Annotated in this window: 10 protein-coding genes; 9 read left to right on the top strand and 1 reads right to left on the bottom strand. The window is 70.7% G+C overall.

Going from position 1 to position 13,684, the window contains the following annotated elements; all coding sequences use genetic code 11:
* Positions 1 to 6: 6 nt before the first annotated feature.
* The 4 genes from EFK50_RS05760 (at position 7) to EFK50_RS05775 (ending at position 4,905) form a co-directional block, all read left to right on the top strand.
* Entirely contained in the window at positions 7 to 1,854 is a 1,848-nt protein-coding gene (locus EFK50_RS05760; protein ID WP_123226560.1) for an AMP-dependent synthetase/ligase, read from the top strand.
* A 69-nt stretch (positions 1,855 to 1,923) separates the two neighbouring features.
* The gene (locus EFK50_RS05765; protein ID WP_123226561.1) at positions 1,924 to 3,528 is read left to right on the top strand and encodes a succinic semialdehyde dehydrogenase; all 1,605 of its coding nucleotides are present in this window, start codon (positions 1,924 to 1,926) and stop codon (positions 3,526 to 3,528) included.
* A complete protein-coding gene (locus tag EFK50_RS05770; protein WP_221177280.1) occupies positions 3,525 to 4,343 on the top strand; it encodes an oxygenase MpaB family protein in 819 nt (272 codons plus the stop codon). Before EFK50_RS05765 ends, EFK50_RS05770 begins: the two co-directional genes overlap by 4 nt.
* Positions 4,344 to 4,395: 52 nt before the next feature.
* Positions 4,396 to 4,905, top strand: coding sequence for a hypothetical protein (locus tag EFK50_RS05775; protein WP_123226562.1), 510 nt, complete (start codon positions 4,396 to 4,398; stop codon positions 4,903 to 4,905).
* A gap of 13 nt (positions 4,906 to 4,918) precedes the next feature.
* Here the strand turns inward: EFK50_RS05775 and EFK50_RS05780 are convergent, their stop codons facing one another.
* Positions 4,919 to 5,875: a glycerophosphodiester phosphodiesterase family protein gene (locus EFK50_RS05780; protein WP_123226563.1), complete on the bottom strand. Its 957-nt coding sequence runs from the start codon at positions 5,873 to 5,875 to the stop codon at positions 4,919 to 4,921.
* A 71-nt stretch (positions 5,876 to 5,946) separates the two neighbouring features.
* Here EFK50_RS05780 and EFK50_RS05785 point away from each other — a divergent pair, with 71 nt between their 5' ends.
* From EFK50_RS05785 to EFK50_RS05805, 5 genes are all read left to right on the top strand, one after another.
* A complete protein-coding gene (locus tag EFK50_RS05785) occupies positions 5,947 to 6,513 on the top strand; it encodes a YbaK/EbsC family protein (RefSeq protein ID WP_123226564.1) in 567 nt (188 codons plus the stop codon).
* A gap of 84 nt (positions 6,514 to 6,597) precedes the next feature.
* Positions 6,598 to 8,772, top strand: a complete 2,175-nt coding sequence (locus EFK50_RS05790) for an MMPL family transporter (RefSeq protein ID WP_123226565.1) — start codon at positions 6,598 to 6,600, stop codon at positions 8,770 to 8,772.
* A 53-nt stretch (positions 8,773 to 8,825) separates the two neighbouring features.
* On the top strand, positions 8,826 to 10,547 hold the full coding sequence (locus EFK50_RS05795) for an ABC transporter ATP-binding protein (RefSeq protein WP_183407692.1): 1,722 nt from the start codon (positions 8,826 to 8,828) through the stop codon (positions 10,545 to 10,547).
* On the top strand, positions 10,544 to 12,283 hold the full coding sequence (locus tag EFK50_RS05800; RefSeq protein WP_123226566.1) for an ABC transporter ATP-binding protein: 1,740 nt from the start codon (positions 10,544 to 10,546) through the stop codon (positions 12,281 to 12,283). The genes EFK50_RS05795 and EFK50_RS05800 overlap by 4 nt, the downstream gene beginning before the upstream one ends.
* Before the next feature lie 119 nt (positions 12,284 to 12,402).
* Positions 12,403 to 13,449 (top strand): LLM class F420-dependent oxidoreductase, encoded by a 1,047-nt coding sequence (locus tag EFK50_RS05805; RefSeq protein WP_123226567.1) that lies wholly within the window; start codon positions 12,403 to 12,405, stop codon positions 13,447 to 13,449.
* The last annotated feature ends 235 nt before the right edge of the window (positions 13,450 to 13,684 follow it).

Genomic DNA, 13,684 nt, shown 5'->3' on the forward strand with positions numbered 1-13,684 from the left:
GATCCCATGACCGACGTACTCGCCGAGCGCACCGAGATCGACGCGCAAATCGCCGGCCGCAACATCGCCTACGCCTTTGCCGACACGGTCGCCCGCCTGGGTGACGCGCCGGCGTACTCCGACAAGGTCGGCATCGAGGGGGCCGGCTGGCGCACGCTCAGCTGGAACCAGCTCCGCGACCAGGCCCTGGACGTCTCCGCCGCGCTGATCGAGCTCGGCGTCGAGCCCGGCGACCGGATCGCGATCATGGCCACCAACCGGATCGAGCACATCCTCGCCGACATCGGCGCGATGCACGCCGGCGCCACCGGGATGTCGATCTACAACACCCTCTCCCCCAGCCAGGTCGCGTACGTCGCGGAGCACTCGACCCCGGCGGTGGTGATCCTGGAGAACGCCGACCACGTCGCGCGCTGGTCCGAGGTCGCCCCGTCCTCGGTGAAGAAGCTCGTCGTGATCGACCCGACCGCCGCACCGCCGGGGGCGATCACCTGGGACGACCTGGTCAAGCTCGGAGCCTCGGTGCGCGCCGAGCGCCAGGCGGAGATCGACCGGCGCTGGCAGGGCATCTCCCTCGACGACCCGGCCACGATCCTCTACACCTCCGGGACCACCGGGAACCCGAAGGGCGTGGTGATCACCCACCACAACGTGATGTTCGAGGTCGCCAGCACCGACATCACCGTCGGCGCCAGCAAGGACGAGGAGCTGGTCACGGTCTCCTACCTGCCCTACGCGCACATCGCCGAGCGGGTGCTGGGCATCTACCTGCCCCAGATGATGGGCGCGCACCTGCACCTGATCGCCGACCCGGCCCAGCTGGTCGGAGCCCTCGGCGAGGTCAAGCCGACCAGGTTCTTCGGCGTCCCCCGGGTCTGGGAGAAGATCCAGACCGGCATCAACGGCCTGCTCGCGATGGAGACCGACGAGGCCAAGAAGGAAGCCATCGCCGGCGCGATGGCGGTCGGCCTGGAGTACGTGACCTCGCTGGAGTACGGCAACACCACCAGCCCCGAGCTGCAGGCCCGGTTCGACGCGGTCAACGCCGCCGTCCTGACCCCGATGAAGTCGATGCTCGGCCTGGAACGGGTCGGCTGGGCCGGCAGCGCGTCCGCACCGATGCCGCTGGAGACCACCCGTTTCTTCGCCGGCCTCGGCTTCTCGATCTACGACATCTACGGGATGACCGAGACCTGCGGCGCGGTCACCGCCTGCGGCCCCGGCGCGTTCCGGATGGGCACCGTCGGCCGCGCCCAGCCCGGCCTCGAGGTCACCCTCGCCCCGGACGGTGAGATCCTCGCCCGCGGCCCGGTCACCACCTCCGGCTACCACCAGAACCCGGAGGCCACCGCGGCCCTGATCGACGCCGACGGCTGGGTGCACACCGGTGACATCGGCGAGATCGACGAGGACGGCTTCGTCAAGGTGGTGGATCGCAAGAAGGAGCTGATCATCACCTCGGCGGGCAAGAACATCGCCCCGTCGAACATCGAGAACATGCTCAAGGAGAGCCCGCTGGTCGGGCACGCCCTGGCGTACGGCGAGGGCAAGCCGTACGTCGTCGCGATCCTCACCCTGGACCCGGACATCGCGCCGGTGATCGCCGGCAAGCTCGGCCTCGAGGACACGGCGCTCGCGTCGCTCGCCGAGAACCCCGCGATCCTGGGCATCGTCGGCCAGGCGGTGGAGAAGGCCAACGACCGGCTCTCCCGCCCCGAGCAGGTGAAGAAGTGGAAGCTGCTCCCGGTCGAGTGGACCGCCGAGTCCGCCGAGCTCACCCCGACCCTCAAGCTCAAGCGCCGCGTCGTGCACACCAACTACGCGGACGAGATCGAACGCCTCTACAACGACTAGTCCGGACACCGAGCTTGTCGAGACGACTCACCGCGTCTCGACAGGCTGGACGTCCGAGAAGGATCAGCCATGACGACGATCGTCGACGAACACCTCCGCCACCGCGACATCCCCAGCGCACGCCCGTCCTGGGTGACCGACGAGGTGATCGCCGGACTGGCCGGCCGGGTCTACCGCGACCCGGCCGGGACCGGGACCACGACGGCCTACGCGCCGTACGACTCGATGGCGATCGCGACGCTCCCGACGAGCAGTGCCGAGGACGTCGCTCGGGCCGTCGAGGCGGCCCGGCTCGGTGCGGCCGCCTGGCAGCAGCGGGACTTCCGGGTCCGCGCCGAGGTGATGCTCCGCTTCCACGACCTGTTCCTCGCCGAGCAGGACAAGCTGATCGACCTGATCCAGTGGGAGATGGGCAAGGCCCGGTTCACCGCCTGGCAGGAGATCCTCCAGGTCGCGAACATCACCCGGCACTACGCCCGGGTCGGCCGGAAGTACCTGGCGCCCCGGTCGGCGCGCGGCGCCGTACCGGGGCTGACGAAGGTCGCCGAGACCCGGGTGCCGAAGGGTGTCGTCGGGATCATCTCGCCGTGGAACTACCCGTTCTACCTTGGTGTCGGCGACGCGGTCCCGGCGCTCCTGGCCGGCAACGGCGTCGTCTCGAAGGCCGACTCGCAGACCGCCCTGACGATGCTGTTCGCCCGCGAGCTGATGGGCAGGGCGGGGCTGCCGGCCGACCTGTGGCAGGTCGTCGTCGGCGACGGGCCGGTGGTCGGCGGCGCGCTGGTCGAGGCCGTCGACTACATCGGCTTCACCGGCTCGACCGCCACCGGCCGGGTCGTCGCCGAGCAGGCCGGCCGCCGGCTGATCGGCGCCTCGCTGGAGCTCGGCGGCAAGAACCCGCTGATCGTCCGCAAGGACGCCGACATCGCCAAGGCGGCCGAGGGCTGCGTCGCCTCGTCGTTCGCGAACACCGGCCAGATGTGCATCCACACCGAGCGGGTTCTCGTGCACCAGGACGTGTACGACGCCTTCCGGACCGCGGTCGTCGACGCCACCCGGTCGCTGCGGCTGGGCCAGACCTACGACTACACCGTCGACATCGGTTCGCTCGCCTCGCCGGCCCAGCTGGCCAAGGTGGCCGACCACGTCGAGATGGCCCGGGCGCTCGGCGCCACCGTCCTCACCGGGGGTCGCGCCCGTCCCGACCTCGGACCGCTGATGTACGAGCCGACGATCCTCGAGGGCGTCACCGCGGAGATGCCGGTCTGCGCGGAGGAGACCTTCGGTCCGGTGATCTCCCTCTACCCGTTCTCGTCGGACGCCGAGGCGATCGAGCTCGCCAACCAGGGCAGCTACGGGTTGTCGGCGAGCATCTGGTCGAAGGACAGCCACACCGCGCGGCTAATGGCGGCCCGGATCCGCTCCGGCTCGGTGAACATCAACGACGGCGCCGCGGCCGCGGCCGGCTCGATCGAGGCCCCGATGGGCGGCATGGGTGACAGCGGCCTCGGCCGCCGGCACGGTGCCGAGGGGATCCGGAAGTACACCGAGGCCCAGACGGTCGCCGAGCAGCGCGGGATGCCGCTCGGCCCGCCGGCGTCGATGACCCTGGACAGGTTCGTGGACTTCACTAACGGCCAGCTGAAGCTGCTCCGCAAGCTCCGCGTCAGGTGAGCGACCCCGCCTTCGACATCAGCCACCACCTGGCCGGTGCCGCCGGGATGGTGGTCGCCTCGGCCAACGTGGTGATGCAGCTCGGCGTCCCCGGAGTCGGCCACGGGGTGGCGGAGAGCACCGTCGACTCCGGCAACGTGCTGCTGCACCCGTGGAAGCGGCTGCGCACCACCACCAGCTACATCACCGTCGCCCTCGTCGGCGACGACGCGACCCGCGAGAACTACCGCAAGGCGGTCAACCGCTCGCACACGGCGGTGCGCTCCGGACCGGACAGCCCGGTGCCGTACAACGCCTTCGACCCCGCCCTGCAGCTCTGGGTCGCAGCCTGCCTGTACGTCGGCATGCGCGACCAGCGCGAGCTCTTCCTGGGACCGCTCGACGACACCGAGGCCGAGGCCTTCTACCGGTACTGCGCCCGGCTCGGCACCACCTTGCAGGTCCGCGAGGAGGACTGGCCCGCGGACCGGGAGGCCTTCGACCGGTACTGGCGCAACGGCCTGGCCGCGATCCACTACGACCCGGTCGTGCGCGAGCACCTGATGAAGGTCGTCGAGCTGCGGATGCTGCCGTGGTTCCTGCGGATCGGCACGGCACGGGTGAACCGGTTCTTCACCACCGCCCTGCTCCCGGCGGAGTTCCGGACGGCGATGGCGCTGCCGTGGTCGGCCGGGAACGAGCTCTGGTTCCGCCGGGTCGCGACGCTGCTCCGGGTGGTCACCCGGTTGACGCCGCGCTGGCTGCGGGTGCTGCCGGTCCGGCTGCAGCTGGCCGAGGTGCGCTTCCGGATCCGGCGGGGCTGGCGGCTGGTCTGACCCGAGGGCGCCGCACCTGTCGGGACGCCGGAAAGCCGAGTACCTTCAGGCCATGGCCGAGGACTGGCAGGACCAACCCCCGTTGACCCGTGCCGTGGTCGGCTTCGCCGGGGCGCTCGTCACGCTCAGCACCGACGGTCTCGGCTACACCGTCCGGATGACCGGCAAGGCCGAGACGTTCCTGGACGAGTCGATCGGCTTCCTGCAGGACGCCCGCCCGCTGGTGGTCGCGCTGACCGAGGCGGTCGAGTCCGGGATGATCGAGGACATCCGCCGGGTCATGCGGATCACCGAGACGACCGTCAACCAGATCGCCCTGATCAGCGCCCGGCTCGACAGCGCCGCGGGTCAGCTCGCGAAGATCGTGCCGCGCGTCGGCCCCGTGCTCGACGGCCTGCCGCAGACCCAGGAGGACATCCGGCTCGCGCGCGACGCCGTGCAGCGGGTCGAGTCGCTGGTCACCGCGACGGTCAGCCAGCTCGACGCGATCCCCGGCGCCAAGCTGGTCAAGGGGATCGGCGGCGGCGTGGTCGGCGGGTTGACCGGCCGCGGCAAGAGCTAGGTCTGGCTCGCGCCTAGCGGGCGATCGGCAGGCCCGGACGCCGGTTCCGACCGGCGAGCGCGACCTCCGGGTAGTCGGAGATCAGGCCGTCGATGCCGGCGTCGAAGAGCAGCGCCGCCTCTCCGGCCGCGTCGCCGTGGCCGTGCGGGGCGGAGCCGATCCGCAGGTTGGTCGGCAGGTGCTGGTTCTCCGCGCGGTGCGTCCAGACCAGGACGGAGAGCCCGCGCTTGTGCGCCTTCTCGACCAGCTTGGTCGGCTCGGTGACCCGGCCGCCGATGTCGCGCGGGAGGACCGCCTTGCGTCGTACGGCGACCCCGACGGCGTACTCGGCCACCCGGGAGAGCTCCTTCGGGCTCGGGGTCTTGTCGAAGATCCGGTAGGACCGGGCGGCTCCGAGGTCCCGCAGGGTCTCGGTGTCGAAGCTGAGCCAGGTCAGGTCCTCGCCCACGCGGTCCCGGACCAGGTCGGCGAGCCAGAGGCCCTCGGCACGCAGGTGCTGCGGCGACTTGAGCTCGACGTGCACCCCGAGCCGGGACCCGGTCCGGGCCGACTCCTGGTCGCGGAGGTCGAGCACCTCGGCGAGGGTCGGGATCGTCCAGCGACCGTCGTACGTCGCACTGGCCTGGCGCTTGCGGCCCCAGCGCTCACGGGTGCGCAGCTCACGGAGCTCGACCAGGGTGAAGTCGTGCACGAACCAGCCGGTCAGGAGCTCGCCCTCGACCTCCAGGGTCCGGCGCAGGTGCGCGAACTCCGGGCGGTCGGCGACGTCGGTGGTGCGGGACAGCTCCAGGTCGTGGCGGCAGACCAGCTCGCCGTCGCGGGTGGCGACGACGTCGAGCTCGATCGAGTTCGCGCCGAGGCGGTAGCCGAGCTCGTAGGCGGCGAGGGTGTGCTCGGGTCGGTGGCCGCTCGCGCCGCGGTGGGCGATCACCGCAGGAGCACCGAGGGCACGGATCGTCCGGTTGGCCATGGGTCCAGCGTCCGCGCCGCGAGTGGACGGCAGGTGTCCCGGAGGTCACGCGACCCTTTACGGTGCATGGCATGTCCGAAACGACCAGGACTCCGCCCGGAGTCCACACGCTCGGGACGCTGACCACCGTCCCGGTCACCGAGCGCTACGACCTGGTCGGCGCCGCCGTGGCGGAGCTGCTCCGCGGCTGGGAGCACGCCGCCGACGTCGGTGTCGTCGAGATCGACGCCGCCCACTCCGAGACCGCGGCGACCGTGGACGTGTACGGCGTCCCGCTGGACGCCGGCGCGAACTGCGTGGTGATCGCCGGCAAGCGCGAGGGCGAGGAACGGATCGCCGCCTGCGTGGTCCGCGGCGACACCCGGGCGGACGTCAACAACCGGGTGAAGCGACTCCTCGACGTCCGGAAGTGCTCCTTCCTCGATCACGACCGCGCCGTCGCCGAGACCGGCATGGAGTACGGCGGGATCACCCCGGTCGGCGTCCCGGCGAGCTGGCGGCTGCTGGTCGACGCCCGGGTGCCGAGCACCGGGCTGGTGCTGATCGGTTCCGGGGTCCGCGGCTCGAAGCTGATCCTCCCGGGCCGGCTGCTCGCGGAGCTGCCCGGCGCCGAGGTGGTCGAGGGGCTGGCCGGCTAACCGGACCGAGGTCCGCCGAGCGGCCCCCTCATCTCAGGGAAAACCCGGAGGCGGATGTCGGTGCACTCTGCTGGAATACCGGGCATGCATCGTCAGATCGCCGGCAAGCTGACCGGCCCCGTGACCAAGTGGATCGTCCTCGCCGTGTCCCTCATCGCGGTCGTCGGCCTGAGCTCGCTCGGCGCCAAGCTCGGCGACGTCAAGAACAACGAGGCCTCGTCCTGGCTGCCCGGATCGGCCGAGGCCACCAAGGTGACCGACGCGCTGTCGAAGGACGTCGACCCCAACGACATCCCGACGTTGATCGTCTACCAGGCGAAGTCCGGCAAGCTCACCGACGCCGACTTCAAGGCCATGGACGCGCAGGCGGTCGAGATCGAGGCGAAGATCGACGGCCTGGTGAAGGAGGGCGGGCCGGCGGTGCTCACCCCCAACCGCGCCGACCAACTCCGGGCGGCGATGGAGGCGGGCGAGGCACCGAAGGCGTTCGTGCCGACGCTGAAGTCGCCCGACGGCGAGGTCGCGTACTCCTACTTCACGTTCAACTTCGGCAAGGACGGCTGGAACAAGATTCCGGAGCCGGCCGACGAGATCCGCGACCTCACCAAGATGGACGGCGTCAACGTCTACCTCGGCGGCTTCGGCGGCCAGGCGTCCGACTTCGCCTCCTCGTTCGAGGGCTCGCACACCAGCCTGATCCTGATCACCCTCGGCGTGGTCATCCTGATCCTGCTCTTCACCTACCGCAGCCCGACCCTCTGGTTGCTCCCGATCATCAGCTCGGTGGTCGCGTTCCAGGCCTCCGGCGGCGTGGTCTACCTGCTGGCCAAGTACGCCGACCTGACCGTCAATGACCAGAGCCAGTACATCCTGGGCATCCTGGTGATCGGGGCGGGCACCGACTACGCCCTGCTGCTGGTCGCCCGCTACCGCGAGGAGCTGCGCACCCACGAGGACCGGCACGAGGCGATGGCCTTCGCCCTGCACCGTGCCGCCCCCGCGATCATCGCCAGCGCCGCGACGGTGGCGATCGGCCTGCTCTGCCTGACCTTCGCCGACCTCAACTCCACCGCCGGGCTGGGGCCCGTGCTCGCCGTCGGCGTCGCGGTGACGCTGCTGGTGATGGTCACCCTGCTGCCGGCCCTGCTGGTGATCTTCGGTCGCTGGATCTTCTGGCCCAAGCGTCCCGGCTTCGGGTCGGTCGAGCCGACCAGCACCGGCATGTGGGCGCGCGTCGGCCAGCGGATCAAGGTGCGGCCGCGGGCGATCTGGGCGACCACCGCCGTGATCCTGCTGATCGCGAGCCTCGGCATGGTCAAGCTCAACGCCACCGGCCTCTCGACCGAGGACTCCTTCACCCAGACCTTCGATTCGGTCACGGCGCAGAAGGCGCTCTTCGCGCACGACCTGGCCGACAACTCCAACACCGTCCAGGTGGTCGCCAACGACGACAAGATCGAGGCGGTCAAGGCGGCCGTCGGCAGGAGCAACGCGATCGCGGACGTCGAGTCCGCGACGATCAAGCCGCTCGGCGGCGGACGCTCCTGGTTCGAGGCGAGCATCACCGAGGACGTCTCGTCGCCGAAGGCGTTCGACATCGTCAAGGACGCCCGGGCGGCCGCGCACGCGATCGACGGCGCCGACGCGCTCGTCGGCGGTGGCGCGGCGCTCTACCTCGACACCAAGATCGCCGCCGACCGCGACAACAAGGTGATCATCCCGCTGGTGCTGATCGTCGTGTTCGTGATCCTGATGCTGCTGCTCCGCGCCTTGCTGGCACCGCTGCTGCTGATGGTGACGGTGGTGCTCTCCTTCGGCGCCGCCCTGGGCATCTCCTCGCTGATCTTCCGGTACATCTTCGACTTCGCCGGAGCCGATCCAGGCTTCCCGCTGTTCGCGTTCGTCTTCCTGGTGGCCCTGGGCATCGACTACAACATCTTCCTGATGACCCGGGTCCGCGAGGAGACCGCGAAGCACGGCACCCGCAAGGGCTCCCTGGTCGCGCTCTCCTCGACCGGCGGCGTGATCACCTCGGCCGGCCTGGTGCTAGCTGCGACCTTCGCCGTGCTGGGGACGCTGCCGTTCGTGTTCCTCGCCGAGCTGGGGACGACGGTGGCCCTGGGAGTCCTGCTCGATACCTTGATCGTCCGTTCGGTGCTGGTCACCGCTCTCAACCTGGATCTCGGCGGGAAGATCTGGTGGCCGAGCAAACTCGACCGGGATCCGCCGATCGCCGAAGAAACCCCGGTCAACGCATAGCTGCGCCATAAACCATTCGACCTCGGCCGGGGCGATTTCGTAGCGTAGGGCGGGTGCGCAAGCTCCCTCTCGACCACCCCGGCCAGGCGGATGCGCGTACCCCGTGGCGCTTCCTCCGCTGGACCATCCTCGGCCAGTGGCGGACCATCGCCGTCGCGATGCTCTTCGGCGTCATCTGGATGTGCAGCTCCGCGATGGTCCCGGCGATCATCGGCAAGGCGATCGACACCGGGGTCACCGGCCGGGACTCCGGCGAGCTCTGGAAGTGGGCCGGGATCCTCTCCGCCGTCGCCGTGGTCCAGTCGGCGAGCGGCATCATGCGGCACCGGTACGCCGTCACCAACTGGCTGACCGCCGCCTACCGGGTCGTCCAGCTGGTGGCGCGGCAGGCCACCCATCTGGGCGGCACCCTCTCCAAGCGGGTCGGCACCGGCGAGGTGGTCGCGATCGGCACCAACGACCTCTCCCACATCGGCAACGCGATGGACGTCCTGGCCCGCGCCATGGGCGCCCTGGTCTCCTTCGTCGTCGTCGCCGTGATCCTGCTGCAGACCTCGACCACGCTCGGCCTGGTGGTGCTGCTCGGCGTGCCCTTCCTGCTGCTCCTGCTCGGCCCGCTGCTGAGCCCGCTGCAGCGGCGCAACCTCGAGCAGCGCGAGATGATGGGCCACCTGGCGAACATCGCGACCGACATCGTCAGCGGCCTCCGGGTGCTGCGCGGCATCGGCGGCGAGCGGGTCTTCCACGACCGGTACAGCGCCGAGTCGCAGAAGGTGCGCACGGCCGGCGTCCGGGTCGCCCGGCTGCAGTCGATCCTGGACGCGCTCCAGGTCTTCCTGCCCGGTGTCTTCGTGGTCGTAGTGGTCTGGCTCGGCGCCCGGTTCGCGGTCCAGGGCCGGATCACCGCCGGCGAGCTGGTGGCGTTCTACGGCTACGCCGCCTTCCTGGTGCTGCCGCTGCGCACCGCGACCGAGGCCGCCAACCTGTGGATCCGGGCGTTCGTCTCGGCCCGCCGGATCGTCCGGGTGCTGGCGCTGGAGCCCGAGATCGACGACACCGGCACGCTCACTGCCGGTCCGCCGGAGAACAGCGAGCTCGTCGACCGCGCCAGCGGGGTGCGGGTGCGGCCCGGCACCACGACCGCACTTGTCTCCGACCCGCCGACCGACTCCGCCGCGGTGGTCGACCGGCTGGGCCGCTTCGCCGACGGTGAGGTGACCTGGGGCGGAGTCCCGCTCGACACGGTGCCGCGCGCCGAGACCCGGCGCCGGATCCTGGTCTCGGACACCGGCGCGATCCTGTTCTCCGGCCGGCTCGGCGATCAGCTGCTCACCCCGCCCGACCGGCCTGGCCATGTCGAGGACGCCCTGCACGCGGCCGCCGCTGGCGACGTCCTCGACTCGCTCCCGGACCGGCTGGACGCGATCGTGGCCGAGAAGGGCCGTTCGTTCTCGGGCGGCCAGCGGCAACGGCTGATCCTGGCCCGGGCGCTGGCGATCGACCCCGAGGTGCTGCTCCTGGTCGAGCCGACCTCGGCCGTCGACGCGCACACCGAGGCCCGCATCGCGGAGCGGCTGACCTCGCTGCGAGCCGGCCGCACGACGGTGGTGACCACCTCCAGCCCGCTGATGCTGGCCCGGGCCGACCAGGTCGTCTTCCTCGAGGACGGCGTCGTCGCCGCGGTGGGCACCCACCACGAGCTGCTGGACAGCTGCCCGGCGTACCGGGCCGTGGTGACCCGCGAGGAAGCCGACGAGACGGCGGTGGCCCGATGAGCGACGCACTCCCGATCGCCGGCGGAAGCGACGTCCGGCGCTACCTGCGCGGCCTGTTCGGACGGCACCCCCGCGCCATCGGGATCGCGCTGGCCCTGCACGTCCTGGCCGCTGCTGCCGGACTGGCCGCGCCGCGCCTGCTCGGCCAGCTGGTCGAGGCGGTCCACGACGGCACCTCGGTGGACCACGTCGACCGGGTCGCGCTGGCGCTGGCCGGCTTCCTGGTCGTCCAGACCGTGCTGACCCGCTACGCCCGCTACCGCTCCCAGGTGTTCGGTGAGCAGATCCTCGCCGAGCTGCGCGAGGACTTCGTCGACAACACCCTGAACCTGCCGATCGGCACCGTCGAGAACGCCGGCAGCGGCGACCTGCTCACCCGGACCTCCCGCGACGTCGAGCAGCTCGGCTGGTCGGTGCGCTGGGCGATCCCGGAGTGGCTGATCGCAGTGATCACCGCCGTGATGACCCTGATCGGTGCCGTCCTGGTCGGCTGGTGGGTGCTGCTGCCCTGCCTGCTCGGGGTGCCGCCGCTGGTGATCGCGCTGCGCTGGTACCTGGCCCGGGCGAAGGACGGGTACCTCTGGGAGGGCGAGACCTACTCGACCATCAACGCCTCGCTGACCGAGACCGTCGAGGGCGCCCGCACCGTCGAGGCGCTCGGGCTCCAGCAGGCCCGGATCGACCGGGTCGATGACGACATCACGGAGTCCTACCGGGCCGAGCGGTACACGCTCTCGCTGCGGACGATCTTCTTCCCCACCGTCGAGACCGCCTACCTGATCCCGACGGTGGCCACGCTGCTGCTCGGCGGCTGGCTCTACCTGCGCGGCGACGCCAGCCTGGGTGAGGTGACGGCGGCGACGCTGTACGTGCAGGCCCTGATCGACCCGGTGGACCGGATGATCTCGATCCTCGACGAGCTCCAGGTCGGCGGCGCCTCGCTGGCACGGCTGCTCGGCGTCGCGCAGGTCCCCGAGGACCGGGTCGCGACCGGACGCCAGCCGGTCGACGAGAAGATCGACGCCGCCGACGTGCGGTTCAGCTACGTCGAGGGACGCGACGTCCTGCACGGCGTCGACCTGTCGGTCGGGATCGGCGAGCGGATCGCGATGGTCGGACCCTCCGGCGCCGGCAAGTCCACGCTGGGCCGGCTGCTCGCCGGGATCCATCCGCCGCGCACCGGCTCGGTCACCGTCGGCGACGTCGGACTCACCGAGCTGCCGCTCTCCGAGCTCCGCGGCCACGTCGCGCTGGTCACCCAGGAGCACCACGTCTTCGTCGGCACGATCCGCGACAACCTCGCGCTCGCCGTGGACGAGGCCGCCACCGACGCCCGCCTGCTGGAGGCGCTGGACTCGGTCGACGCGGGCGACTGGGTGCGCGCCCTTCCGCAGGGCCTGCTGACCAAGGTCGGCTCCGGAGGGCTGGAGCTCTCCCCGGCGCAGGCGCAGCAGCTCGCGCTGGCCCGGTTGGTGCTCGCCGATCCGCACACCCTGGTGCTCGACGAGGCGACCTCGCTGATCGACCCGCGGGCAGCCCGGCACCTGGAGCGGTCCCTGGCCGCCGTACTGGAGGGGCGGACGGTGATCGCGATCGCGCACCGGCTCTTCTCGGCGCACGACGCCGACCGGGTCGCGGTGGTCGAGGACGGCCGGATCACCGAGTTCGGGTCGCACCACGAGCTGGTCGCGGCGGACGGGTCGTATGCCGACCTATGGAAGAGCTGGAACTCGTAGCTCACGGTAGAACTGGTTCTAGGGGCCTAGGTCACATCCCCGGATCGTGGCGCGAACTACTGTGACAGCACTACTGTCACGGTAGTTCGCCATGCACTCCCGATCAGAGAAGGCAGCAGATGAAGCTCTCCACGATGTTGATGTACGACGGCAACCCGCGCACCGCGGCCGACCAGGTCGTCGAGCTCGAGAAGGCCGGGCTGGACACGGTCTGGGTCGCCGAGGCGTACGGCTTCGACTCCCCCACGCTGATGGGCTACCTCGCCGCGAAGACCGAGACGGTCGAGATCGGCTCGGCGATCATGAACATCTACTCGCGCACCCCCGGCGCCCTGCTGCAGACGGCGGCCGGCCTGGACAACGTCTCCGGCGGTCGCGCGATCCTCGGCCTCGGCGCCTCCGGCCCGCAGGTCATCGAGGGCTTCCACGGCGTGCCGTACGCGAAGCCGCTGGCCCGCACCCGCGAGATCGTCGAGATCATCCGCAGCGGCATGCGACGCGAGCCGCTGCAGGCCGACGGCGAGTTCAAGCTGCCCCTCTCCAAGGAGCAGGGCGGGGTCACCGGGATGGGCAAGCCGCTGAAGCTGCTCACCAAGCCGGAGCGGGACAGCGTGCCGATCTACATCGCCGCCCTCGGCCCCAAGAACGTCGAGCTGGCTGCCGAGATTGCCGACGGCCTGCTGCCGCACCTCTACTACCCGGAGAAGATCGGCCAGGTCATGGGTGCGCCGATCGCCGCCGGCACCGCCAAGCGCGACGCCTCCCTCGGCAAGCTCAACATCGTCGCCGGCGGCATGCTCGCGATCGGCGAGGGCCCGGAGACGAAGGCGCTGCTGGACTTCGCGCGCCCGATCTTCGCCCTGTACGTCGGCGGCATGGGCGCCAAGGGCAAGAACTTCTACAACGACCTGGCCTGCGCGTACGGGTACGAGAAGGAAGCCGCCGAGATCCAGGAGCTCTACCTGTCCGGCAAGAAGAAGGAGGCCGAGGCGCTCGTCCCGACCGAGTGGCTCGAAGCCGCCAACTTCGTCGGCCCGGCGTCGTACGTCAAGGAGCGGGTCGCGGCGTTCGAGGAGAGCGGCGTGACCAGCCTCAACGTCACCCCGGTGGCGCTCGACGGGAACGCTCCCGCCGTCCTGGCCGAGCTGAAGGCCCTGATCAGCTGATCCGATCAGCTCGAATCATGCGCGGCCCGGGTCTCTTCCGAGATCCGGGTCGCGCATTCTCATTGAGGCATCTATGATTTTTCCTCCCACCCGGTATCAATGAGCCGAGACGGCTGGATAACCTGAGTCTGATGAACGTCACTCCCCAGCAAGTACGCCGCGCGCTGGTGCGCGCCGAACGCAGCGCTTCCCTCGACCTCGATGAGGTGGTGGCGTTGTTGTCGGCGCGTGGTGG

Origin of the sequence: Nocardioides marmoriginsengisoli (genome assembly GCF_003725695.1) — a bacterium.
GTDB classification, from domain to species: Bacteria; Actinomycetota; Actinomycetes; order Propionibacteriales; family Nocardioidaceae; genus Marmoricola; species Marmoricola marmoriginsengisoli.